At 32.4% G+C, this 24,385-nt stretch carries 27 protein-coding genes; 5 read left to right on the top strand and 22 right to left on the bottom strand.

The window, feature by feature from the left end; translation table 11 throughout:
* Positions 1–65: 65 nt before the first annotated feature.
* The 22 genes from BM227_RS03880 to BM227_RS03985 form a co-directional block, all read right to left on the bottom strand.
* The gene (locus BM227_RS03880) at positions 66–803 is read right to left on the bottom strand and encodes a hypothetical protein (protein ID WP_092911385.1); all 738 of its coding nucleotides are present in this window, start codon (positions 801–803) and stop codon (positions 66–68) included.
* Complete coding sequence (locus BM227_RS03885; RefSeq protein WP_177201982.1) at positions 803–1,993, bottom strand: AAA family ATPase; 1,191 nt, start codon at positions 1,991–1,993, stop codon at positions 803–805. The genes BM227_RS03880 and BM227_RS03885 overlap by 1 nt, the downstream gene beginning before the upstream one ends.
* 141 nt (positions 1,994–2,134) lie before the next feature.
* On the bottom strand, positions 2,135–3,157 hold the full coding sequence (locus tag BM227_RS03890) for an aminotransferase class I/II-fold pyridoxal phosphate-dependent enzyme (protein WP_092911389.1): 1,023 nt from the start codon (positions 3,155–3,157) through the stop codon (positions 2,135–2,137).
* Positions 3,154–3,651, bottom strand: coding sequence for a bifunctional adenosylcobinamide kinase/adenosylcobinamide-phosphate guanylyltransferase (locus BM227_RS03895; RefSeq protein WP_245757016.1), 498 nt, complete (start codon positions 3,649–3,651; stop codon positions 3,154–3,156). Before BM227_RS03895 ends, BM227_RS03890 begins: the two co-directional genes overlap by 4 nt.
* A 6-nt stretch (positions 3,652–3,657) precedes the next feature.
* Positions 3,658–4,713: a nicotinate-nucleotide--dimethylbenzimidazole phosphoribosyltransferase gene (locus tag BM227_RS03900; protein ID WP_092911391.1), complete on the bottom strand. Its 1,056-nt coding sequence runs from the start codon at positions 4,711–4,713 to the stop codon at positions 3,658–3,660.
* A gap of 50 nt (positions 4,714–4,763) precedes the next feature.
* Entirely contained in the window at positions 4,764–5,573 is an 810-nt protein-coding gene (locus tag BM227_RS03905) for a phosphotransferase (RefSeq protein ID WP_092911393.1), read from the bottom strand.
* Complete coding sequence (locus tag BM227_RS03910; RefSeq protein ID WP_092911395.1) at positions 5,563–6,840, bottom strand: cobyrinic acid a,c-diamide synthase CobB; 1,278 nt, start codon at positions 6,838–6,840, stop codon at positions 5,563–5,565. The genes BM227_RS03905 and BM227_RS03910 overlap by 11 nt, the downstream gene beginning before the upstream one ends.
* Before the next feature lie 12 nt (positions 6,841–6,852).
* Complete coding sequence (locus BM227_RS03915; protein ID WP_218147908.1) at positions 6,853–7,077, bottom strand: helix-turn-helix domain-containing protein; 225 nt, start codon at positions 7,075–7,077, stop codon at positions 6,853–6,855.
* Complete coding sequence (locus BM227_RS03920; protein WP_092911399.1) at positions 7,043–8,245, bottom strand: type II toxin-antitoxin system HipA family toxin; 1,203 nt, start codon at positions 8,243–8,245, stop codon at positions 7,043–7,045. Before BM227_RS03920 ends, BM227_RS03915 begins: the two co-directional genes overlap by 35 nt.
* 100 nt (positions 8,246–8,345) lie before the next feature.
* Entirely contained in the window at positions 8,346–9,131 is a 786-nt protein-coding gene (locus BM227_RS03925) for a precorrin-3B C(17)-methyltransferase (protein WP_245757017.1), read from the bottom strand.
* A complete protein-coding gene (locus BM227_RS03930; RefSeq protein WP_245757018.1) occupies positions 9,131–10,141 on the bottom strand; it encodes a cobalt-precorrin 5A hydrolase in 1,011 nt (336 codons plus the stop codon). The genes BM227_RS03925 and BM227_RS03930 overlap by 1 nt, the downstream gene beginning before the upstream one ends.
* 96 nt (positions 10,142–10,237) lie before the next feature.
* Positions 10,238–10,969, bottom strand: coding sequence for a cobalt-precorrin-4/precorrin-4 C(11)-methyltransferase (locus tag BM227_RS03935; RefSeq protein ID WP_092911401.1), 732 nt, complete (start codon positions 10,967–10,969; stop codon positions 10,238–10,240).
* A 113-nt stretch (positions 10,970–11,082) separates the two neighbouring features.
* On the bottom strand, positions 11,083–11,622 hold the full coding sequence (locus BM227_RS03940) for a Uma2 family endonuclease (RefSeq protein WP_092911403.1): 540 nt from the start codon (positions 11,620–11,622) through the stop codon (positions 11,083–11,085).
* Positions 11,623–11,674: 52 nt separating this feature from the next.
* On the bottom strand, positions 11,675–12,826 hold the full coding sequence (gene cbiT, locus BM227_RS03945) for a precorrin-6Y C5,15-methyltransferase (decarboxylating) subunit CbiT (protein ID WP_092911404.1): 1,152 nt from the start codon (positions 12,824–12,826) through the stop codon (positions 11,675–11,677).
* A complete protein-coding gene (gene cbiD / locus BM227_RS03950) occupies positions 12,826–13,770 on the bottom strand; it encodes a cobalt-precorrin-5B (C(1))-methyltransferase CbiD (protein WP_092911406.1) in 945 nt (314 codons plus the stop codon). Before cbiD ends, cbiT begins: the two co-directional genes overlap by 1 nt.
* Before the next feature lie 3 nt (positions 13,771–13,773).
* A complete protein-coding gene (locus BM227_RS03955; protein ID WP_092911408.1) occupies positions 13,774–14,214 on the bottom strand; it encodes a (2Fe-2S) ferredoxin domain-containing protein in 441 nt (146 codons plus the stop codon).
* A complete protein-coding gene (locus tag BM227_RS03960; RefSeq protein ID WP_092911410.1) occupies positions 14,204–14,914 on the bottom strand; it encodes a precorrin-8X methylmutase in 711 nt (236 codons plus the stop codon). The genes BM227_RS03955 and BM227_RS03960 overlap by 11 nt, the downstream gene beginning before the upstream one ends.
* 8 nt (positions 14,915–14,922) lie before the next feature.
* Complete coding sequence (locus tag BM227_RS03965; RefSeq protein ID WP_245757019.1) at positions 14,923–15,591, bottom strand: precorrin-2 C(20)-methyltransferase; 669 nt, start codon at positions 15,589–15,591, stop codon at positions 14,923–14,925.
* Entirely contained in the window at positions 15,584–16,399 is an 816-nt protein-coding gene (locus tag BM227_RS03970; RefSeq protein ID WP_092911412.1) for a sirohydrochlorin cobaltochelatase, read from the bottom strand. The genes BM227_RS03965 and BM227_RS03970 overlap by 8 nt, the downstream gene beginning before the upstream one ends.
* A 3-nt stretch (positions 16,400–16,402) precedes the next feature.
* Complete coding sequence (locus BM227_RS03975; RefSeq protein ID WP_092911414.1) at positions 16,403–17,086, bottom strand: energy-coupling factor ABC transporter permease; 684 nt, start codon at positions 17,084–17,086, stop codon at positions 16,403–16,405.
* 195 nt (positions 17,087–17,281) lie between these two features.
* Complete coding sequence (locus BM227_RS03980) at positions 17,282–19,030, bottom strand: GGDEF domain-containing protein (RefSeq protein WP_092911416.1); 1,749 nt, start codon at positions 19,028–19,030, stop codon at positions 17,282–17,284.
* A gap of 49 nt (positions 19,031–19,079) precedes the next feature.
* The gene (locus BM227_RS03985) at positions 19,080–19,295 is read right to left on the bottom strand and encodes a hypothetical protein (RefSeq protein WP_245757020.1); all 216 of its coding nucleotides are present in this window, start codon (positions 19,293–19,295) and stop codon (positions 19,080–19,082) included.
* A gap of 134 nt (positions 19,296–19,429) precedes the next feature.
* Here BM227_RS03985 and ppk2 point away from each other — a divergent pair, with 134 nt between their 5' ends.
* The 5 genes from ppk2 to dapA all read left to right on the top strand — a co-directional run bounded on the left by ppk2 (position 19,430) and on the right by dapA (position 24,385).
* A complete protein-coding gene (gene ppk2 / locus BM227_RS03990) occupies positions 19,430–20,278 on the top strand; it encodes a polyphosphate kinase 2 (protein WP_218147909.1) in 849 nt (282 codons plus the stop codon).
* Positions 20,279–20,362: 84 nt separating this feature from the next.
* Positions 20,363–21,010, top strand: coding sequence for a hypothetical protein (locus BM227_RS03995; protein ID WP_092911422.1), 648 nt, complete (start codon positions 20,363–20,365; stop codon positions 21,008–21,010).
* Between the two features lie 101 nt (positions 21,011–21,111).
* Positions 21,112–22,170 (top strand): quinone-dependent dihydroorotate dehydrogenase, encoded by a 1,059-nt coding sequence (locus BM227_RS04000; protein WP_092911424.1) that lies wholly within the window; start codon positions 21,112–21,114, stop codon positions 22,168–22,170.
* Positions 22,171–22,229: 59 nt separating this feature from the next.
* On the top strand, positions 22,230–23,492 hold the full coding sequence (locus BM227_RS04005) for a M16 family metallopeptidase (protein WP_092911426.1): 1,263 nt from the start codon (positions 22,230–22,232) through the stop codon (positions 23,490–23,492).
* Complete coding sequence (dapA, locus tag BM227_RS04010; RefSeq protein WP_092911428.1) at positions 23,489–24,385, top strand: 4-hydroxy-tetrahydrodipicolinate synthase; 897 nt, start codon at positions 23,489–23,491, stop codon at positions 24,383–24,385. The genes BM227_RS04005 and dapA overlap by 4 nt, the downstream gene beginning before the upstream one ends.

Consider the following 24,385-nt stretch of genomic DNA (forward strand, 5'->3'; position numbering starts at 1 on the left):
TCTGCATAAAATGTTCCTATTGATATTAACTAAATTTAATATTAGGGAAATTGTTGATCATAGACTCAATCTAAAGAAAAAAAATTACATATTTTATTGGCTTCTTCACATTCACTACATACTTTTTCCAGATTGTCTGTTATTCGTTGAGCATAAGTTTTATAAATTTTTAAATCTTTTTTTAATTTTTTCATTCCTTCTCTATCAATATATGAGGCATATCCTAAATCAAATAATCTGTTAATTACATCATTAATATCTTCAAAATCAAAATCACTTGGTAAATCATTAAAAATGTTTTCTATTCTATCATGTGTAGCTAATATCCAAGTTTCTGTTGAAGTAGTTGAAAGTAATAAATATATTTCATTAGGAATCTCTTCTTCTCCTAACCAACTTAAAATAGCTTTTTGTGCAAATTGTTTCCTTGAATTTTTTGTTAAACCTGTTGAACTATTGTACCTTGGAATTAAGTCAGTTATATATTCAATAATATCAGTATCCATTTGAATAATCAAACCATTTGCATTAGATATTTTTAATAATGCTCTCCAATTTCTTTTTTGTATTAACTTAGCAAATGGATTATCGTCTGTATCAGCATTTTTACCATAAACTTTACACCATTTTCTAACTTCTTCCCAACCATGACTAGGATAACGATATGTAGTAGCATCTCTTTGTGGTGCAAGTTCTTGAATTTCTATAGTATCATTTATGTTTTCAGAAATATTTTTTGCTATTTTATCAATAACTAATATATCAGTAGGTCCTTCACAAACAAGTAAATATTTCTTTGACATTAAAAACCTTTAGGTAATCCACCAATAGCTCCAGACAGCCATATCTCTGATAATTTCAAACCATAATATTTTTCTTCCCATTCCTCTTTAGTTGTTCCTTGAGGTGGTTTTATCTGTTTAAATTCTGTTTTTCCTGCTTCATTTCTAGCAACAACAAATAATCTATGATTAGGATCAAATAAGTCGATAGAATCTAATGCAGTAGGATTATGAGTTGTTAAAAAAACCTGTTTTTCAGGATGTTTTTTTAATATATCTACTATCTGATTCATTAATTCTCTAACAAGACCAGGATTTAAAGTATTATCAATATTATCAACTGCAAAGATATCAGGAGTATTTTCATGTATTAAAAGTACAAGAACAAATAAAATATATAAAGCTCCTTCACTAACATCATAAGCATAAAGATCATTAAAATTTGTTTTCATAAATTTATCTTTATAAGTTACCAATATATTGCCTAAAATACTCTGTTCAGGAGCTATATCTGTATTAATTTGATCTGTTACACCAATAGATTGAAACCAATCAAGTAGATGAAAGAAGCGTTGCAATTCATGACGACTATTATTATTCAAAATATCAGTTAATGCTTTTGCCAATCCTCCACCATATAAGCCTAAAGGTTCCTGAAAACTATTATCACTAGCAACACCTCTTAAAATAGGTGTAGAAGGAGAAAAAATAGCAAATTCACTCAATTTATTTATAATATTATTATGTGAACCTTCATAATTTTGAATAATACTTATTATGCTTCTATTTTGTGTGATTTTAGGGATTGATTCTTTAAATAATGTTGCACCTGCTCTAGAACGTCCAGCAATCTTTTTATTATTCTTTAATAATTTTTCAGAAAAGTAAGATAAAGATTCTTTATTTGTATTAAGTTTGAAATTATAGTAAAAATCTTGCATTTTAATAGCTAACTCAAAATAATTTTTTCTTTCTACATTTCTAAATGAGCTTCTTAAAATTTCTGGTGAAGAAAGTCTAGCACCTCTTGATGAAAGCTTTTTATAATCAATTCCACCCTCTGCTGAAGCTGAAATCATTGCTAAAGCTTCTAAAAAATTACTTTTACCTGCTCCATTAGTACCAATAAAGATATTGAGTTGCCCAAGATTGAGAGTTTGGTTTTCTATTGATTTAAAACCTTTGATCTCAATTTCTTTAATAATATCCACATTATTTCCTAATATTATATTAGATAATATCTAAACCTTAGTATTATACTATAGTTAAATTTATCTATAGTTAAATTTATCCAATAAGTTGCAGTTAATTTATTTATTTATTTTGTATTATTCTTTGCATCTTTAACACTTTTAATCTATACCATCCAAAGCCTTTTTTAAAACCCTTAAATCTCTCATCTCTTTTACAGCTACTCTTATGTGGTAACTATCTAAAAAATCAAAGTTACTGCAATCTCTAACCATTATCTTATAAGGCTCAAAAAAAGATTGAAACCTACTAGCATCTATTTCTAGCTGAGATAATATAAAATTTGCTTGTGATGGATATATCTTTTTGACTATAGGTGAACTTTTTAGTATCTTGGTCAAATACTCTTTTGAGGCAACATTTGCCAATTTTGAGCGTTTGTCAAAAGAGTTGTCTTTAAGAGCAGATATGATGTAAGCACTGTCAAAAGATGATATTTTCCAAAGTGGCTCTTTTAAACTTAGCTTTTGTATTGCATCTTTGTTTGATACTACTACTCCTACCCTAACACCGGCACAAGCATAATATTTAGTTAAAGATTTAACTATATACAGGTTTTCAAAACTCTCAATATATTTTGTGGCAGAGCCGCAGTTACAAAAGTCTAAAAATGACTCATCTACAATAACTTTACAACTCTTGCTCTTCCAAAGATCTAAAAGAGGCTTGATATCATAAAATTTTCCATCTGGAGTAGAAGGGTTTACAAAAATTACTATGCTACCATTTGAAGGCTCTTTGTCTAAATCATCAAATCTATTAATATGCTCTATTTTAAAGCCGTACTTTAACGCAACTCTTTTGTACTCTAAGTATGCAGGGGAGTAGATAGTGCAAACTTTTTCAGCCCGGCAAGTTGCAAGCTCTCTAAGAAGAGAATCTATTGCTACACTAGCACCATTAAAAAGCTCTATATTACAGCTGCTAACATCATATCTTTTAGCAATTACAGAGATAAGCTCTTCATAATTTGGATATGAATCTATCTTTAAACTATTAAAGTCAACATCAATTTTTGGCTTAATAAAATTGATATTTGATGATAGATCTATTATATCTTCTAAATTAGAGCCAATTTTCTTGGCAAAGTTAGCAACATCTCCACCGTGGGCAAACTCTGTCACTTAAGCCTAACTCCCAACCCAAATTTTACTTCATATACCTCATCACAAATTGATGTCAGCTTTTGTCCTACTATTCCTGTTCTATCTACAAACTCTCTACTGACTTTGTCTATAGGTATCACTCCAGAACCTACCTCATTTAAGACAAACAAAATATTTGCATCACACTTAGAAAGTGTTTCTAACTCTTGTAAAACCTCATCTTGAGACCAACTAATAGTGTTTAATATCCACATACTCATACAATCTATTAAGTATGTATGACCACTGCTAATAACACTATTTAGATGCCTACTCTCCTCTATAGTGATAAAACTATCTCCCCTGCTATCTTGATGATTATCTATCCTTTGTTGCATTTGCAAATCGCCAAAGCTATTATCATAAGTAGCAATGTAGTATGGCTTTTTTTCATTAGAGATGGCCAAAGCCCTATCTTGAGCCAATTGACTCTTTCCAGATTTTTGACCACCGAAGTATAAGACTTTGATCATTAAATCTTATCTCAAAAAGTTCTCTATCTCTTTTGTAATAGGCTCTTTTGATAAGCCATTTAGTAGTCCATAAACCAAAGCTCCTCCAGCTCCTACACCCTCTTTTGCTTCACCTTCATCATAGAGTTTAAGAGCAGGATGATTAGAATGACTAAAATCAAAATCTGCATAATAGCCATCTATTTTAAAATCCAACATTTCCAAAAGTGCTTTAAGATTACTGTTTTTATCATTAGCTACCCACTTGGTAGTACATAAAGCACAGTTGTTAAGCTCTAACTCTATACCAAGCTCTTTTGCTAAAGAGTTAGCTACTAAAAGTACACCAGCCATCTGTGTACCTCCTGCCAAAACTACATCAAATCTATCCCTGCAACCAAGAATAAATCCAGCATTGAAAATAAGCATATTATCAGAAGCTTTACCCAATCTATCAAATATAGTATCACTATCTTTAATATTTGATAGAGTTTTTTCTATAGTTGTTTTGCGTACAGAGTTAGGTACTTCTTTAAAACTTGAGCTAAAAAACTTTTCAGCATTATAACCCAAAGCCAAAGCTGTAGTAGTAGCTGTAGTAGTTCCAGATGGAACACTCTCTGCCAATATTACATAGTCTCCATCTGGTGTATACTCTTTTCCAAACTTAAACCCTTTTTCAAAAACCTCTTTTGCATCTATATTTGCACCCTCATCAATTCTTCCACTAGGAGGTATATCAAAGCGGTGAATGGTATTTGGTACTTTTGGCTCTACTTTTAATCCTAAATTTAAAAACTCTATTGTTTCAAATGGATTTAGCAGATGAATAGCTCTAGTGATCAAAGCCGGTGTAGGTACTCCTGTTGGAGTCTCTGCTATCTCTGTAAGACTAAAAACTTGACCTGTTGCTACAAATTCTCCATCAAGAGTTGGTGTCAGATATATAACTCCTGGTATTCCAGCTTGAGTAATCCCAGGTATATCGGCTGTTTGTGTATTTGACAAAGAGAGCATAAATGTAGCTTTTTTACTTTTAAGTCTATCTATATCCCCTCTATTTTTTGTAATTTGCTTTATCATAAATTTTAAATCTCCTTTTAATAGTCTGCAATTGAAAAATATTTTGTAGTTTACTTTTTCTTAACGTATTTTGCACTTAAATTATAAAATATCTCAAGAAGCTCTTTATAGTCTCTATTTCCAATATATCTTGTAGCAGCATAATATAAAGAGACAAATTTCATATACTCCACAAACTCTTTTAAGCAAATTTCTTCGCTATATCCATTAAACAGAGCTTTTAATTTATCTTGATTTAAATTTAAATTATCTATACACCAAGATATAGCTACAACTCCTAAATCAAAATATCTATCACCCATTGATGCATCGCTAAAGTCATATACACCACTCAATCTATTGCCAATAAATTTAACATTATCTCTAAATAGGTCTGCGTGGATTAAAGTATCAACTTTAGGATTGCACTCTATAAAATCAAGACACTCTTTAATTGGAGCAATATTATATTTATCTACCAAAGACTCTAAACTATCTTTACTATATTTGCCACTATCTAACTCAAAATCAAACTCAATCCTGTGCAATTTAGCTAAAAACTCTCCAATAGCCTCTACCTGAGCCGGTGTAGTCTCTTTTAAACTATTGCCTGGTATCTGCTCATAAACTAAAACCTCTCCCCCGTCTATTTCAAAGCTATCTACAATTTTTGGCACCAATAGATTGTGCTTTATCATCTGCTGATGTAGTTTTATCTCTTTATCTATTTGAGTTTTAGATCTATCATCAAATATTTTTAGAACAAACTGCTTACCAAGAAGATATACACTTTGACTCACTCCATCACTTGTTGGGATTAAAGAGAAGTTTTGATACCTTTTTGGCAAGAGAGATTTTTCTATTTTATATTTAACTCCCATCAAAAAACCTCTCAATAATCTTAGGATTGACTCTAAATAGAGTATGCAAATATGTCCCAAAGACTTTTTTTTGATTAGTAGCCCAACTTCCCACCTCTCCTTTAGAGCCTACTCTTTTATATAGAGTATCAAACCCCTTCTTGAGTGTAGAAACAGTTGGTTTTGTGTAGTGGAATGCGTGCCCCTTGACTCCATCACTGTTATAGTAGTATCCAAGTCTGGCAAACCTATTCCCAAGCTCAAACTCTATATCTAAAACTCCACTCATTACCTTATCATCTACCTTTTTAGATAGATATAAAAGTCCTGCACACTCTGCATATATTGGCTTTGTTTTACTATGTTCAACAATTGAGTTTTTGAAACTGTTTGAATGTTTTATTCTATTATAGGCATCAACACTCTCTACATAACCACCAGGAATATAGAGAAAGTCTGTATCATTTGGAACTGCTTCATCTTTGGTACTGTCAATTACTACTACCTCTTTAAACATCTCTTTTAAAAACTGCAAATTATCATAGTACAAAAATGAGAAGTTCTCATCATTTACAATGGTAATCTTTTTATCTAATCTTTTAAATTTTGGAAATGGATAAGAGTTTTTGACTCTTTTTTTATGAGTTTCAGCAATTTTAGAAAGCCTGTATATATCTATATGCTCCAAAACCTCTTTAGAGATAGCTTCAATCTTTGATAAATCTCTTAAATCCAATCCCAAGTGGGTGTCTCTTAAGCTTTCCAAATCTTTTCTTATCCATCCTAAAACCTCTATTTGATGGAACTCTTTAGAGATTAAGTTTTTAATAAGCTCATAGTGACTCTTTGATGAGACTCTATTTATTACAACAGCTTTGATTGTATTATCTTTTCTATACTCAAGTAACCCCTTTAATAGTGCTACAATTGTAATGTAACTCCCACTTCCATCTAAAAGCATCACTACCGGAGTATCTAAGTCTCTTGCTATGGAGTAGGTACTACAGCCTCTATCATCTCCATCATAAAAGCCCATAACCCCTTCAATTACAGCCCACTCCTCTGTGGCATAATGATAGTAAATCCACTCTACTTGCTCTTTACTCATCATAAAGGAATCAAGGTTGATTGACTCTTTGAGAGCTACTCTTTTGTGAAATTGAGGATCTATAAAATCAGGACCAACTTTAAATGGTCTAACGTTACCTCTAAAGTGGTAAAGCAAAGCTGTAGTGAGTATTGTTTTACCTCTATTTGACCCACAAGCTGATATAGCAACTCTTTTCATATTTTGTCTTAGTTAAATCTTACAAAATGGATTTCTTGGTTTAAGCTCTATTGCATACCCTAAAATAGAAAGTATATTATCTAGGGTTGCAACGCTAATATTTCCAAAATACCCATTTTCAAGCTTTGAAAGTGTTGTTCGGCTAAGTCCTGCCATCTTGGCTAGCTCCTCTTGTTTTAGCCCTTTCTCTTTTCGCTTTATTCTAATAACTTCTCCAATTTCTGATAACATCATCATCTATCTCCTTAATCGGAATTTCTAATAATGACAACTTCCAACTATCTATCATTCTCTTACCTATCTTGTTAAAATGAGGATTCTCTTTAATGTAAATTTCAAGCTCATCTATTGAACTTTCAAGAGCTTTTTTACACTCTTCATAGAAAAGTGTAGCTTTTGTTTTAGATAAATTGCAATGCTTTACGCCAAAATTGATAAGTTCATTTTTAGTGTGCCATATCTTTTTACCATTTAGTGTCAAAGCTGGTTTATCTTTAAAAATATAAGCAGTAGTTGTAACAATATCATAAGCAGGTGCAAATCTAATCTCACTAAAGTCATCATTAAACAAAAGTCCAAAATTTTTAAGATGTGCATCTCCATTTTTTAATAAATAGTTCATCACCACAGTTTTAAAAAAATATTCCATCGATTTTGTACTGTTTGTTACAAAAGAGTTAATGACTTTTGCAACCTGTTCATAGCTTCCTTGATATTTACTGTTTCTATTTTTATCCATCAAAGATAAAACCTCTTCAAACCCATAAACTAAATCTCCATCATAAATAAATTTTTCAACTATCAAAAATCTTCTGTTTTTAGAAAGATATATATTTGGAATAGGCACACCCGCTTTTTGAACAGCTTTTAGACAAAAATACTCATTTTCAGCCAAATTTTCGAACTCATCTCCCCAAGTTTTGACAATATACTCTTTTAAATCTAGTCTCTCTTTATCTCTTATTAAAGCAATAGTTTTAGGTTGAACTCCTGAGATAGCATTTTTATCTAAAAATTGATTTAGTAGATAGTTAAAAGTATCTTGCGTATCATTATTTAAAATTTCATCAATATCTAAAAAATCAAAATTTAGTTTTTTATTTTCACTTTCAAAAGTTATTCGTCCATCTATATTTGGAGATAAAAGAGAAAATAGAAGATAATCATCAATATACCCATACTCTTTTGTCAAAAGATTTTTAAATATTTCAAAAAGATAACCCTCTGGTAAAAATGTCTCAAAATATGGTGGAAATCTATACTCCCAACTATAAATTTTCTGTGTATTTGGAAGAGAAAGAGATATAGAGTTTTCCAATTCAAGATTTTTATAATTTAAAAAGTATCTTTTTTTATCGTATATAAAATCTGCAATCTCTATATCTGAATGGAATATTTTGATCATTTTTCCACTTTATGTTCATTTTACTTAACATTATAGTCAAATATATATATTTTGTAAAGTATTTTAAACATATAAACCCAAAGAAACGACTCTTTTCAACTTAGTCCTTTTTTAACTCTCCACTTAAATCATACTTGTTTAGATAGCCTCTAGGAGTGAGTAATAGTCCATTTTTAGTGAGCTTTGTATTTGAATTGCCAACTAGTATTAAAGTTGACATTGTAATATCTGGATGCTCTATATCTTTATCAATTAAATCTTGACTATTTGTGATAGTAACTCTCTCTTTGGCTCTTCCTACATTTGAAGCAATTACTACCGGCCTATCGTCAACTTTTGATAACTCTTTTAGAAAATCTCTATATGGCTCTACTCTTGTTTTTGATTTTGGATTATATATTCCAATTACAAAATCACCCTCTAACGCTAACCTAACTCTTTTTTTGATTAACTCTTTATCTGTAAGTCTGTCCGATAGTGAAATGATTGCAAAATCTTGGCTAACAGGAGCTCCAACCCTTGAAGCTACAGCTAAAAATGAAGTAACTCCAGCAATAGTAATAACCTCTATCTCATCCCACAGATCCATCTCATCAACAAGCTCTACTACCAATGTGGCCATTCCATAAACATTTACATCACCATTTGAGATAATAGCAGTTGTTTTACCACTCCTTGCTGACTCTATAGCCTCTTTGCATCTATCTATCTCTTTTGTCATTCCAGATGTGTATATCTCTTTGCCAATTAACAACTCTTTTAACTCTTTGGCATATTTAACATATGAAACAACCACTTCACACTCTTCAATTGCTTTTCTAGCTTCAAGAGTCATAAAGTCTACTCCACCAGCACCACTACTTAAAATATACAACCTCTTTGCCACTATATTGCTCCTGCTAATGTTATTTTTTTGTGTAAAGCAACTTTTTTAATAACTAACTCTTTATAGTGTGAAGCCAAAATAGCACTTGGTTCTGCTACCCCTTTAATACCAAAAAATTTTTTGGATGCTGATGAGCTAAACTCCATCTCAAGAGAGTTTATATCTTCCTTTTTAAAAAATTTTATCTCTTTGCCAAGAGACTTTACAAACTCCAACAGTCCCAATTCAGAGGACTTTGCTTCAAATGATGCAAAAAGGGCAATGTCATCTTTTGAAATCTTATAGTTTTCAATAAACTCTGCGAAAGCCTCTTCTATCTCCTCTTTGGTAGTACCTTGATTACACCCTATACCAATATAAATCTTTGGTCTCAAAGTCAAGTTTTCAAAGTTTCCAAAAGGAGATATAACCACACTGTTATCATCTACACTATCAAAGTCTATTAACTCTAAATTATCTTTTTTTGGCAGAGAGTCAAAGATTGATTCATATGTTGCTACTTTTACCGCTTTTTTATTAAGAAGATTATTTGAGATTTTTGCCAAGCATTTTATATTCTCTATCCTCCAGCCTCTTTTTTTGGCTACCATATCAAAAGCTAAAGTATTGGTCTGATCTGTAGCTGTAGATATAAACACAGATGCATTAAGCCTGCTTGCAAGTAAGTTTGCTAACTCATTTGCTCCACCTAAATGTCCACTAAGCAATGGTACAATCTTGCTAAGAGCCAAGTCTATTACCAAAACAGCTGGATCGCTGGATTTATCTTTTAAAAAAGGGGCAATCTTTCTTACTACTGCTCCTATAGCCAATATTGCTATGATTGCATCATACTTTTGCCAAGCTAAGCCCATAATATCATCAAGCTTTTGATAGTTTATTACTCTATGTTCACTGGAGCTAAACCCTTCTTTGGCATATATATCCACATCAAAATCACTCATAAATGAGCTAAGCTTCAAACTAGCATTAAAGCTTGGTTGATTTATTGAAACTATTGCTACTTTCAAAAAAACTCCTTAAATTAGGTAAACAGTGTTTTTGGATGCAAATATGCATACCAAAAACTCACAAAATGCTATGAAAGTGAAACAGTTCACTTTCATTTAACATATTTTGCCTTTATACTCTTTGCTATACAGATGTGAGCTAACACTCTCTTTTTGATTTAAAAAGTCACCAAGTAAAATCAAAGCTACACCTTTAATATGCTCTACCATAGGCGATATTGAATCAAGAGTTCCTTTGTAGATAGCTTCATCTTCCCACGTAGCTTTCTCTACCACCCAACAAGGGGTATCTTTGCTATATCCTAAAGAGAGAGCTTTTTTTACCAATTTATCTATTAAATTAATAGAAAGATAGAAGACTAAAGATGAATTTTTACATCTTAAGATATTCTCTAAATCCTCTGGATTTGGAGTTCGTCCTGCTACTCTTGATATGATTAGAGTCTGAGATACTCCAGGAATTGTATACTCAATCCCCAAACTAGCACTAGCCCCAAAAGCTGCACTCACTCCAGGAATTACCTCATAAGTAATACCTTCAGCATTTAAAAACTCTATCTGCTTTGCTATAGTAGAGTATATAGTAGGATCTCCTGTATGAAGTCTTACTAATGTTTTATCTTTATGCATTTTCAAAAACTCGAAAATTTCATCATAACTCATTTTATGAGAGTTTTTAATGAGAGCTGTATCTTTACACCATTTTAGTAACTCTTTTGGAACAAGTGAACCTGTATATAACACTACATCAGCTGCTTTTAATATATTAAAAGCTTTTAGAGTAATAAGCTCAGGATCTCCCGGACCCGCACCAATAAAATATATCATTGACTATAGCTCCCCCATTTTTATTTAGTAGATTAATAAAAATATTTCTATTATGAAGTTTCAGATTCTAATTTGTTTAGCAGTTTAAAGAGAATAATCTATCTTTATATTATTTACTTTTTCTTAAACTTTTTAAAAACTTTACTAAAATTTATGTCAACACTACAACTTAAACCTTCAAACTTATAAACTTGATCAAAAAAATCTCCCTCTTTATCAAATTTACCATCTTTAAGCTTATATATTTTTGCTTTTAAATCATCTGGATAGACTAAAATGTAGTAAGGCACCTTTTCGCTTTCATAAATTTTAAATTTATACTTCTCATCTCTTTTGCTACTGCTTTTACTTATTATTTCTACAACAATCTCTGGAGTTTTTGTTATATATGCTTCATTTGGTTCATCACATATCAAAGATACATCCGGTTTTAAAACAGTATCGTCACTGATTTTCCAATCTTCTTCCGCAACTACCAAACATTTATCACAATTTTCTATTGATCTTTCAAGTTCGAAAGCTACTTGCATAGCTAATGCTTGATGAGTAATCATTGGACTTGGAGCCATTGCATAAGCTATACCATCAATTAGTTCCCATTTCCCTTCCCAATGAACATAATCATCATAAGTATAATACTCAATCGCACACATAACACAATCCTTACTATCTTTAGTTTTCAAACTATATTTTACTAAAATATTTCTACTTTGTTATCCTTATTTGAAAAAGCTCTCTTTGGGGTTCTGCCATCTTTAATTTACCTTTGTAAGTGGTAAGTGATAGAGAGATTACCTCATAATCTATATGAAACTTTTCTAAGATACCCAGTATTGCAGTCAAGTTACTTAGTGTTACAGCAACTATTAACATAACTCCATCTCTATTTAATCTATCATAAAGATATGGTAACTTTTCAAAGAGCTTCTTGCCACCACCCCCTACAAAGATTCTATCTGGATCTTCTACAATTGTGTCAAAGTGTTCTACAGCATCACCTTCAAAAAGATGTGTATCGCATACTCTATGCCTTTTTAGATTTGTTTTGATAAAGTCAACCCTTTTTGGATTTTTCTCAAAAAATATTACTTTTGTGCTATATCTGCAAAAGGCTTCAATCCCACAACTTCCACTTCCAGCTCCTACATCCCAAAGAGTCAAATTTGGAAGCAGATCTAAGTGCTGAAGAGACAACTCCCTTTTATACCTTTTTGTGATCATCCCTCGTTCTGTATCAAACTCACTATCTTCTAATATCTTTAAAGTGTTGTCAAAATTACGCTTGAGCAAGATAGTAAATGGAGCTTTTAGATTGAAATTGTGGTTGTCTGGGTCAAACTCACCTATATACTCATCGCTATACCCCATCTTATAGCCAATTATCCAGCTTATATCATCTTTACACAGATACTTTGTAGCCTCTTTTAATCTATCTAAGCTTTTCTCATCACATAAAATTAGAGTATATTTTTGTTTTAAAAAGGCTCTCAAATCTAAATTTTGTCTTCCGTGAAGAGATATAGATGATACATCTGTTTCACTAATAGCCAATTTTGACAATAGATAGGATTTTGATGAAGTATTATCTATAATCGTTAGATATTTTTTAGGTATTAACCTAGCTAAAACAGTTCCTGCTGAAAAGAATAGAGGTGAACCTGTAACAACATACAAAATATTTTGGCTCTTATAGTTAGATAATATATACTCTTTTGTCTCTTTATATGAGAGTTTTAGTATATTTTTTCCCTCTTCTTTGAAGTTTTTATCGCACACTACTACATCAAAATCTTCTAGCTTTACTGAAATATTATCAAAGGTATAATCACCCATTCCATTACCAACTATCGTTACCATTAGACAATCCTAATATCTATATCTTTATCAAACCACTCTTTGAGCCTCTTTTTGCTCTTTGAAAGCACCATTTTTTTAAACTGAACCTCATCTACCATCTCACAAAGAGCTTTTACTGTAATAACTCCACTTAAATCAACATTCCACTTTTCTCTTGCCCACTCTTGAAGCTCTTTAAAATCTATACTTCCAAAGCGATTATGGGTATTTTTAAACCCTTGAGCAACTTTTACTGCTTTTGCTATACCTATATAAAGAGTGACATCTAACCCTAAGTTGATTGCGATCTTTATCCCATCATAGATAAAGTTGCCAATCTCTACTATCTCCTCTTCTGAGTAAACTTTCAAAGCTTCTCTTTTAGAGCTGTTGCCAAGAGTAAAGACTACTTTTTTATAGGTTTGTTTGATTACACTTAACTCTGCTTCTATACTATCAAGATAGGCTTCAGCTGAAACTGGCTTAACCCATCCGGTAGTGCCAAGTATAGACAAGCCTCCAACCACTCCAACCTTTTTGTTAGCTGTATCTTTAGCTATCTTTTCACCATCTTCAATACCTATACTGCAATAAACTCTATCAGATGACGCAAAAGGTTCATAATATTTAAATATAGCCTCCAAAGGAGTAGGATTGATGGCTGGATACCCTTTTGGAGGTTTTAGTCCATCTTTAGTAACTACCCCTACTCCCTCTCCTGCAAAGATTTGGAGATTTTTATATCTATATGGCTTATGAGGAGTCGGATTGAGTTTTAGCTCATTTTTTTGATTTGAGATGACAACTACAATAGTAGCCCCTTTGGTTACATCCAAATCATCATTATCTATCTTTTGATTTTTGGCTACTGCAGTCTCTTTGGTAGCCAAAAAGACACCTAAAGCTGATCTAAAAGCTAAAAGAGCGTGTACCCCTGTAGTATAACCCTTCTTTAACTCAGACATCTATTAATAATATGCCATCTCGATTTGCTCAAATTTTGTACTATCTAACTCTCTATTGTCTCTTAAAGCTTCGAAAAGCTCTATCCAATCCTCTTTGGAATATAGATGAGTATGCTTTAGCCAGATATTATTGTTTTGCAAGCAACCACCATTTTTTGTATTCTCATAGATATTTGCTACTCCTCTAAATCTACAAGCACCAAAACAGCCACTTCTTGAGATTTTAATTCTATTTTTGCCTTTATGCAAATCTATCTCTTTTAGGATATCTCTCAACATATTAGCGACATCCTGATCTTTATGAGCTTTTTTGCATCTAGCATCATCACATACAAAAATATGGCTTTTAAAGTGCATTATTGGCTTATTTGGATCTAGTTTTTTAGGCTTACACTTAAAACCCTCTTCTACTTCTGAACCCATTAAATTGATTTTATTTGCCATTGTATCTCTCTTTGCCGTCATAATCTTTTATCAATTTATAGATAGCGTGAAGCGTAGCTACTCCCATAGTGGAGCTGCCAAATCTACCCTGCATTAAGATAGCAGGCACATTGAAATGTTCACAAAATCTTTTGCCATAATCTTTAGACTCAACTACATTTACAAAACCAACAGGAAATAGAATAAAGCCAACCTTTGATAAATCTACACCTTCATCTAGCAGAGTATTTATAGCTCCATATATGAAAGTTGGAGCATTTCCGCATACAAAAACCAAAGGTGAATCTTTATGCCTCTTTACAGCTTCTACTACAGCCATATAGCTTCTTGTAGTACCATTTTTTTTGGCTGATTCAAAGGTAAAAGGCTCATTAATGTAGCAAATCACCTCATTGTTATACTTTTTTAGATAAAACTCACTAAGCCCTACTTTTATCATATTGACATCTACAACAATTTTTGCCTCATCTAAAAGGAGCTTTTGAATTCCATCTATCGCATTTGGAGTAAAGTAGATATTCTCCAAAACCTGCTCAAAACAGGTAGATGTATGGATCAATCTACTAATAACCTCTATCTCGTTACTGTCAAACTCTTTTGCTTTTGGATAAGCCTTTAACTCCTGCTCTATAATTTCAAACGACTTTACAGATATGTTTGCTCCAATAGCAACTGGTGGTTCTTCTTTGACAAACTTCACAATCTTTCCTATTTGAAAAAGTCTATAAATAGAGTCATATACTTTGATACGACCTCTTTTTTTTGCGGGACTATAGATTCATCTTTAAAGTTTAGATTTTCAAATGTATACATCTCCCCCTCCTCTTTGATACTTTCAGTATCCATTCCAATCTTTGGTCTCATATATACTTTTGTCTTTGGCAAATCTCTCTTTGGAAGAGGAATAATCTCTAATGCACTCTCCCCAACACATAGAGGCTTTTTGACTTTGGCTGATGCTTGCGAGAATGATGTAACTCCGGCAATCACCTCTGTAACTGCGTACAAAGATGGATTTTGCACTTTAATAATATCTAGAAGATAGTAAATAGTACTATATATAGCACTATCTCCTAAAGTTACAAAACTTAAAGTATCATATGTTTTAAATCCATCATAGATACAATCTACTTGATACTGCCAATCTTCCTTGTTATATTGCATTGGTGTATAGATTGGGATTAGAGGCTTATTGAAGTTATGCTCATTCATCAAAGCAGATACTATTTTATGTGTCAAAGATTTTTTAAAACTTCTATCTTCACTCTTTGTAGGCACACAAATAGCATCACAACTTTTTAAAGCTTTTAATGCTTTAATAGTCACTAAATCTATATCACCAGGTCCCAATGAGACCATAAACAGTTTCTTATCCAAGTTTGATTATCTCTTCTTTGATATTTTGGATAATAATTTTTCTAACAGCCTCTATCTCAAGCAGATTAAATCTATCTGACTCTGTAATTGATGGTACTAAAGAAGCGTCAAAATATTGACTTAGTTCATCTTTTATCTCTACCATATCTTTAATATAGTGATTACCGCTAACAAGCAGCATAGGTACTACTTGAACGCTTTTTACACCATCTCTTTGCATCTTCTCAATCAAACTCTCTTTTGTCGCATACCAAGGGAAAGCTCCCTCTAGTGAGCAAGTATAGTTACTGTCACTAAGTAACTTTAAAAAGTTTTCACTATACTCTACTGATGACAATCCAGCCAAATCAAGAAGAGGTACACCGTGAATAATGTACAAGTTTGCTATTCCATCTCTTGATATACGGCTATTTAACTCTTTTAAAAAGAGTGATGTCTCTTTAGTTTTGTTAATTATCGCTTTTGTGTAGCGAATATTTGCCATAGAGAAGTTGTTAAACCCCTTGACTGTACGAATTAGCAATTCGTGTTCATCTGTTGGGAAAAGATTTATAGATGCTACTATAATATTTTTATAACCCAGCCAATCTACATCTGCCAATACTTGAGGTAGATTTTTATATTCCATGCCTCTTTTGTGCAAATCCTTTAGCACCATTCTAGAGCTAAATGATAAATATACATCTACCCCTTCAAACTCTTTTGAGATTTGCTCTTTTAAGTCTAAATACAACTGCTGTTCAATGACAGAGCCAAAGCAAGATAGAATTATAGCTTTGTCTCTTTTATAGTGCCTATATCTCTTCACGCTTTAAACTCTGCAGTTATTTAATCTCTTATCAAAGAGAATATTGCAATCTAGGTCTTTATAAAAGGCTTTTACCAAAGATAAAAGTGCCAAATCAATTAAAGGCTCTATCATCACTACAAGCATATATGAGCTACCAAAAGCTAAGACATTATTTATATTTTCTGCTCCAAATCCTTGACCGTAAAATGCCCAAAAAGCAACCCAAGATACAATTGAACCTTCCCAGATTATTGACATTTTAAGAAGCTGAGTATAACTGATATCTTTATAAGCTAATTTAGCAGGAATAATTTTTTTACTAGCAAAATGAAGTAACATCATACTGGCTAAAAGTGTAGTTACATTTATGCCATACTGTGGCAGATCAAATGGAGCAAAAAAGATCCCTTGAATAAGTAACCCTAGAGCTAAGCCAACCATAGCTGGAGCTATACCAAAAATTAAAAATATAGTAGTGCCTAAAATCAAATGCACTTCACTTACACCTACCGGATAGTGTGGAAGAATCTCAAAACAGCTAAATATTACTATAGTTGCCAATATACTTTTAACTATAAAAGAGGCTATACCACTCTCTTTAATATGTTCCCAAACAACTTTAGCACCAAAACTAAGTGTAACTCCGGCAGTAGCATAGCCAAGTGCCATCTTTGCACCATTTACAACGCCCGGTTCTATATGCATTTTAAACTCCTCGTTTTTCAGTAAAAAGTAGATTTCATCAAGCCATTATGGAGGAGATTATACTATAACAAATTTAAAACAAACCATCTTATATTACAGGCTAAAGCAGTCATTAAAGCTCAATTTCAAGCACTATTTGAGTTTTGTATTTTGAAGTTAAATTAAATTATAAAGGATTGTATTTTCAAGCAAATTTTATAGAATAGAGCTTACATTGATATTATTAATATCTGCTTTTGCAGCTTTCTTTTGAGATGCAAAACATTTATGTATAAAATCTAAAGATCTATTTTGACTGTTTTTATATATGCATATCACAACTGCACTTACACTTAAAAGATCAAACTTTTTCACATTTCCTTCTCTATCTTTTGCAATAATATAACCAGCTTCACGATCTTTTTTGTCATACATTTGAAGAACATCTTGTTTGAACTTATTTACCACAAAAGTGATTTTTTCTACTATTTCTTCAAAATTTTCATCATTGACCAAAACTCCTGCGAAGAAATCATCTCCACCAATATGCCCTTTAAAAAAACTTTTAGGCAAATTTTTATTTAAAATATCTGAAAAGAGCTGAATAACACGATCACCCTGCCTAAATCCATATGTATCATTATATGCTTTAAAATTGTTAAGATCAAAATAACTCATAACTGCTTGTCTGTTTTCAGCGAGAGTATCATTGATATATCTGTCTATCTGATGATTTCCAGGCATTCTAGTCAATGGATTTTGGTCACGTGCACTAACCAAATTTCGCTCATTAATAATAGAAATTATATTGGAAGCACTAAGAAAACCATAGTACTTCATCGCTTTGGTAATGATTATTCCTTTAGCCTCTTTATAATTAGAAAAACTCTCTACTATTTGGTTCATATTACTATTTATATCAACAACTGCATACGGTATGATATATTTTTTGACTTTAGGCATTTTTTCAGTTTCGTTAATAAGTAACGATCTGCCATATGGTGATGAAACAAAAGATTTTAGCTTCTCTTCATCTAAAATACCTAATGGTTTTCCCTCTTTATTAATAACAGGAATAGCTGGATCACGACTTTTTTTAAATCTTTCCAGCACTGCATTCATTCTATCTGTAACCACTATAGGCTCTATTTTTTCAAGATAATTCTTAATTTGCTCTCTATTTGTATTAAAACGAGGATGACTTACTTTTATAATATGCTCATAACTTTTTAATATTTTATTAGTATCGAGTTGAGGCCTTTGTACAAAATAGCCTTGGGCTAAATGACATCCCAACTCTTTACAAACTAAAACCTCTTTTTCTGTCTCTATACCCTCTGCAATTACTGTTATACCCAGTTGAATGGATAACTGAACAATACTTTGAACAAGTATTTTCTTCTTAAAATCTTTATGAATTGAGTCAATAAAAAATCTGTCTATCTTTATAAACTTAGGAGTTGACCGATAAAGCATTTGAAACCCAGAAACCCCTACTCCAAAATCATCCACAGCAATGCTATAAGACTCATTTTTATAATGAGTCAACACCTTTTCAAATATAGAAATATTTGATATTGCATGCTGTTCAGAGATTTCAAAGCAGAGCATCTCTTTATCAAGATTAAACTTTTCAAGAAGTTTTTGCGTATTTCCTCCTGAAAAGTCAGGCATTTCAAAAAGACGGTTATCGATATTTATAAATAATTTTATTTTATCATAGTCTTTTAAAGAGGTAAATTTTCTAATAACCTTTTCACGTAAAGCCAAATCAAGTGTATATAAGATATTTTCCTGATATGCACTATCAAAAAAATCTGCAATAGTATTAAAACCTATCTTATCTACACCACGTAAAAGTGCTTCTACACCATATATGTTTCCACTATGTACGCATACTATTGGCTGAAAAGCTATATCTAATTTTTTTAAATAATTGATCCAATTTTGTTCTAACTCTTCCATACCATAATGGTATCAAACACGTATTACAGTTGAATTACATTAAAACTAACTAGTATTCGCCTTTAACCTTTTCCATCTCTTCTTCATGTACTTTATCAACTAATTCTAAAGCTTCAATTGTATTTTTTATAATCTGTTTTTTACTTGTCAGAGGTTTCATTGCCAGATTTTTTGTTCTTTTATCAGTTTTAGGATCACTTAAAATTTTCATTACCTCAGATTCAAGCTCTTTTATATACTCATTTAAACATAATTGTATATCCACTATTCTCTCCTCATACTATTTATGTAAGTTTTGTAACATATTTTACATATCATTACGCTCTAAAATGATACAATAAAAAAAAGTGAAAGGTTGTAGCTTTGGCAAAAGAAGAGAACAGCTTTAATGAGTTAAGTATTAATGATATTGAGGTTTGTAGCAATTCAGATCCATTACCAGTCCTTTTAAAAAAGAAAAAAGCTATTAGAAAATATCTTGAAGCTGAAGAGCTTAAACCATATCAAGCTGAACTTATAAAACTTCAAAGACATCTTGAAGCCAATAAACTAAAGATGATTATTCTCTTTGAAGGACGTGATGCTGCTGGTAAAGGTGGAACTATTCGCCGTGTAACAAGATATATGAATGAGAAGCACTACCGTGTAGTTGCACTGGGAAAACCGACAGAAGAGCAGAGAACGCAGTGGTATTTTCAGCGTTATGTTGAACACTTTCCACGAGGTGGTGAGATAGTACTTTTTGACAGAAGTTGGTACAACCGTGCAATGGTTGAGCCAGTTTTTGGATTTTGTACACCAGAAGAATATCAAATATTTATAGAAGATACTCCAAGCTTTGAAAAAACATTGGTAAGAAACGGTATTATTCTTATTAAACTATATTTCAGTGTTACAAAAGAGGAGCAGCGCCGACGCTTTGAGCGTAGAAAAACAGATCCTCTCAGACAATGGAAACTTAGTGAAGTTGACCTTCAGGCACAAGAGAAGTGGGATGACTTTACAAAAATGAAATATGAGATGCTAAAGCATACACATACAACCATTGCACCTTGGACAATAATCCGCTCAGACAATAAACACCTTGCAAGACTAAATGCAATGCGTGTAATTCTTAATTCTATACATTATGAAGATAGAGATGAGATGCTTGACTTTGTACCTGACAGCAATATTGTAGTATCTGGAGCAAGAGAGATAGAGCTGATGGAAGCACAAAGATTAAGAAGCGGTAAGTTCATAGGTTAAAAATAAAAAATTAATAGCAAAATATTATTTATCTGGACTATTTAGATTGCTATTATGGCACATAAAAAACGGAGTAGTTCTATTATGAGAGTATATAATCTATTAAATTATCAGGTTGAGGTAGAAAAAAGTATATTTTTAAATGCAATAAATGCGCAAAAACCGATTGCTATCACATTGGAAGGAGAGATCATCGAAGGTGAACAAAACACCCTTCCTGCTCAACCATATATCTTTGTAGGTAAACCAAAATCACTTGTTGGATCAACACTGATCAAACCTACACCACTGGCCAAAATACTTGGTGACGATTATGAAGTAAAAGATAATGGCAATAAAATTTCTATATATGCTGGACGAGCTTGGCAAGAAGTTTTAAAAGCAAATGAACCTTTCTACCTATATCACGATGGTACAAGTGATGGAATAACAGAGTTTTCAGATAAAGAGCTTGATGATCTAATCTGGTATAGCTGTGAATTTAGTATTAATTACAGAGAAGTTGCTGAGTTTTTAGAAGAAAATCTTGAAGGAATATTAATATGTGTTGAAAGTGAGAAACCTTACCACTTTAATGGATGTGCTTATGTTGACAATATTGAAGAAGCTAGAAAAAAAGCGTTTGAATTTATAAAAGATACTTTGAAAAAGCGTATAGAAGATAAAAAGATTGAGTTAAATAATCTTGAAGATGAGGAAGAGGAAGCACTTAAGTTTTTCGGACTCATTTAACTAACTATTTTTGCTGCACATATTATAAATAAAGTCAAATTTAAGGGATTTTTATTTTACATCAAGTATAATCAGCAAAAATTAAATAAAGAGAAAATATTATGATAAATTATGAAAAAGTTAAACCGCTATTTTTTAAACTTGATCCTGAAGATGCTCATCACTTAGTAGCTAATACTCTTCAAATTGGGGAATTAATTCCTCAACTTTTTAATCCATTCATTAAGAGGAATTTTGTAGATGATGAGCGACTGCATCAAGAGATATTTGGATGTAAATTTCTAAATCCTGTTGGTTTGGCAGCAGGATTTGACAAAGATGCTGAAATGATCCGCTCAATGACGGCATTGGGATTTGGGTACACAGAAGTTGGAACAGTTACGCCAAAGCCACAACCTGGAAATCCAAAACCAAGACTTTGGCGGCATGTTAAAGAAGAGAGCCTGCAAAATGCTATGGGCTTTAACAACAAAGGAAGCTTCTATATGCAAAAGAAGCTTAAAAAACGCTACCCTTATGTAACACCAATTGGAGTTAATATTGGAAAAAACAAAGTAACTCCTGAAAATGAAGCTTTAAAAGATTATGAGCACGGAATTAAAGCATTTAGAGAGCTTTGTGATTATCTTGTAATCAATATATCATCACCAAACACCCCTGGACTTCGCAATCTACAAAATGAAACTTTTATAGATGCACTTTTTGATATGGCAAAATCTCTTACAAATAAGCCAATTTTACTAAAAATTGCCCCTGATATGAGCAAAGAACAAGCAGTGGCACTATGTAGTAAAGCAGTTGAAGCTGGAGCAGATGGTATTATAGCAACAAATACAAGTATAGACTATTCGCTTGTTAAAGAGCCTAAAGATGTTGGTGGTATCAGCGGTCGTGTTATTAGAGACAAAAGTTTTGAAATATTTGATGCCATAGCTGATGAACTTTATGGAAAAACTGTTCTTATCTCAGTTGGCGGCATAGATAGTGGTTATGAAGCCTATAGACGTATCCGTGCAGGAGCTAACTTGGTACAAGTTTTAACTGGACTCATCTTTAAAGGTCCGGAAATTGCCGGTAATATCAACCGAACACTTTTAAAACTTTTAGAAAAAGATGGTTTTAAGAATATAACAGAGGCAATTGGAGCCGACAGAAAATGAACTTAAAAAAAATATTCACTCTTTACATTTCACTACTTATTTTATCAACAGGAGCCCTAATGGCAAGTAATCTACCTAAGTACTATACAAAAACCCTGAAAAACGGCCTTAAAATTGTCGTTATCCCTCTTAAAAATGAGAGTGAGGTTATTACAACCGATGTCTTCTACAAGGTAGGAAGTCGAAATGAAGTAATGGGAAAAAGCGGTATTGCCCATATGCTAGAACATATGAACTTCAAATCTACAAAAAATATGGAAGCTGGTGAATTTGACAAGATTGTCAAACGTTTTGGAGGTATAGATAATGCTTCTACAGGGTTTGACTATACCCACTACTTTATTAAAAGTTCGAACAAAAATCTAGATAAATCACTATCACTTTTTGCCGATATGATGGCAAATTTGAGTTTAAAAGATGAAGAGTTTCAACCTGAAAGAAAAGTTGTCGCTGAAGAGAGACGCTGGAGAACCGACAATAATCCGGTAGGTTACCTATATTTCCGCCTTTTTAACAATGCTTATATTTATCATCCATACCATTGGACACCAATCGGTTTTATGAATGATATTTTAAACTGGAGCATAGAAGATATCCGCAATTTCCATAAAACATACTATCAACCAAAAAATGCCATTATTGTTGTAGCAGGCGATATAGAGCCGGAAACTGTTTTTGAAGCAGCTAAGAAACATTTTGAAAAGATTGAAAACTGCTGTGACATTCCTGAAGTTCATGCAAAAGAACCAGAACCAGATGGTCCAAAACGAGTTGTTATTTACAAAGAGAGTGAAGTTGAGATAGTTGCTATCACCTTCCCTATTCCAAATTTCCAGCATGAAGACCAACCGGCACTTTCAGCACTTAGTGAACTTTTAAGTCAGGGAAAAAGTAGCCGTCTGGTTGAAGAACTTGTTGATAAAAAGAAGATGGTAAATCAACTATATGCCTATAATATGGAGTTAAAAGATCCTGGAGTATTTCTATTTCTTGCAGTTTGTAACCCTGGTGTTAAAGCTGAAGATGTAGAAAAAGAGATATGGAACCAAATAGATAAAATAAAAACTAAAGGTGTAAGCGAAGATGAGTTGAAAAAGGTAAAGGTAAATACCAAAGCAGCTTTCATTTTCAGTATGGAAAACTCCAGTAATGTTGCAGACCTTTTTGGAGGCTATTTTGCACGAGGAGATATAAAGCCATTATTAACATATGAAGAGAATATTGAAAAATTAAAGCCAGAAATGATAAAAACAGTAGCAAAACGCTACCTCGACAAGGAGAAATCTGTGACAGTCATTTTACGAAAAGGTGAAACAAAATGAGTAAAACGATTATTGGTGCAATGACAGCACTTATAACCCCTTTTAAAAATGGAAAAGTAGATCACGAACAGTTTGCAAAACTCATTAAACGTCAGATCGACAACGGTATCGATGCTGTTGTTCCTGTTGGAACTACCGGCGAAAGTGCAACACTTAGTCATGATGAGCATAAAGAGTGTATTGAAACAGCAGTAAGTGTATGCAAAGGAACAGATGTTAAAGTTGTTGCAGGAGCAGGAAGCAACTCTACTCACGAAGCAATCGATTTAGCACAATTTGCTCAAAAAGCAGGTGCAGATGCTATTCTTTCTGTGTGTCCATACTATAATAAACCTACGCAAGAAGGTATATATCAACACTATAAAGCAATTGCAGAATCTGTTGAAATTCCTGTAATGCTATACAATGTACCAGGAAGAACTGCTCTAGATATCGCACCAGATACAGTCTTTAGACTCTTTGATGAAGTTAGCAATATTTATGCAATCAAAGAGGCAACAGGTTCAATGGAAAGAACACTGCATCTAAAAGCTAAAAGACCAAACCTTGCAGTTATAAGTGGTGATGATGCAATAAACTACCCTATTATGTCAACAGGTGGAAATGGTTGTATTTCTGTAACATCAAACTTACTTCCAAATCTCATAGCTGATCTTATCCACTCAGCACAGAATGGAGACTATGCAACATCTAAAACAATAAGCGATCAACTTTATGACATAAATAAAGTTCTATTTATAGAGAGTAACCCTATTCCAATCAAAGCAGCTATGTACATTGCAGGTTTGATAGAAAACTTAGAGTATCGTTTGCCTCTAACACCTCCGACTGCTGAACATATGCGTCAAATAGAGACAGTTATTAAACAATATGAAATTCCTGGAGTAAATTAA

This window comes from Hydrogenimonas thermophila, from assembly GCF_900115615.1.
GTDB classification, from domain to species: Bacteria; Campylobacterota; Campylobacteria; order Campylobacterales; family Hydrogenimonadaceae; genus Hydrogenimonas; species Hydrogenimonas thermophila.

What these genes read in the sequence shown, in the direction of transcription:
- BM227_RS03880 (WP_092911385.1), bottom strand. Translation starts at nt 803, where the DNA reads ATGTCAAAGAAATATTTACTTGTTTGTGAAGGACCTACTGATATATTA.
- BM227_RS03895 (WP_245757016.1), bottom strand. Translation starts at nt 3,651, where the DNA reads ATGATCAAAGTCTTATACTTCGGTGGTCAAAAATCTGGAAAGAGTCAA.
- BM227_RS03900 (WP_092911391.1), bottom strand. Translation starts at nt 4,713, where the DNA reads ATGATAAAGCAAATTACAAAAAATAGAGGGGATATAGATAGACTTAAA.
- BM227_RS03905 (WP_092911393.1), bottom strand. Translation starts at nt 5,573, where the DNA reads ATGGGAGTTAAATATAAAATAGAAAAATCTCTCTTGCCAAAAAGGTAT.
- BM227_RS03910 (WP_092911395.1), bottom strand. Translation starts at nt 6,840, where the DNA reads ATGAAAAGAGTTGCTATATCAGCTTGTGGGTCAAATAGAGGTAAAACA.
- BM227_RS03915 (WP_218147908.1), bottom strand. Translation starts at nt 7,077, where the DNA reads ATGATGATGTTATCAGAAATTGGAGAAGTTATTAGAATAAAGCGAAAA.
- BM227_RS03920 (WP_092911399.1), bottom strand. Translation starts at nt 8,245, where the DNA reads ATGATCAAAATATTCCATTCAGATATAGAGATTGCAGATTTTATATAC.
- BM227_RS03935 (WP_092911401.1), bottom strand. Translation starts at nt 10,969, where the DNA reads ATGATATATTTTATTGGTGCGGGTCCGGGAGATCCTGAGCTTATTACT.
- BM227_RS03940 (WP_092911403.1), bottom strand. Translation starts at nt 11,622, where the DNA reads ATGTGTGCGATTGAGTATTATACTTATGATGATTATGTTCATTGGGAA.
- cbiT (WP_092911404.1), bottom strand. Translation starts at nt 12,826, where the DNA reads ATGGTAACGATAGTTGGTAATGGAATGGGTGATTATACCTTTGATAAT.
- cbiD (WP_092911406.1), bottom strand. Translation starts at nt 13,770, where the DNA reads ATGTCTGAGTTAAAGAAGGGTTATACTACAGGGGTACACGCTCTTTTA.
- BM227_RS03955 (WP_092911408.1), bottom strand. Translation starts at nt 14,214, where the DNA reads ATGGCAAATAAAATCAATTTAATGGGTTCAGAAGTAGAAGAGGGTTTT.
- BM227_RS03975 (WP_092911414.1), bottom strand. Translation starts at nt 17,086, where the DNA reads ATGCATATAGAACCGGGCGTTGTAAATGGTGCAAAGATGGCACTTGGC.
- BM227_RS03980 (WP_092911416.1), bottom strand. Translation starts at nt 19,030, where the DNA reads ATGGAAGAGTTAGAACAAAATTGGATCAATTATTTAAAAAAATTAGAT.
- BM227_RS03995 (WP_092911422.1), top strand. Translation starts at nt 20,363, where the DNA reads ATGAGAGTATATAATCTATTAAATTATCAGGTTGAGGTAGAAAAAAGT.
- BM227_RS04000 (WP_092911424.1), top strand. Translation starts at nt 21,112, where the DNA reads ATGATAAATTATGAAAAAGTTAAACCGCTATTTTTTAAACTTGATCCT.
- BM227_RS04005 (WP_092911426.1), top strand. Translation starts at nt 22,230, where the DNA reads ATGGCAAGTAATCTACCTAAGTACTATACAAAAACCCTGAAAAACGGC.
- dapA (WP_092911428.1), top strand. Translation starts at nt 23,489, where the DNA reads ATGAGTAAAACGATTATTGGTGCAATGACAGCACTTATAACCCCTTTT.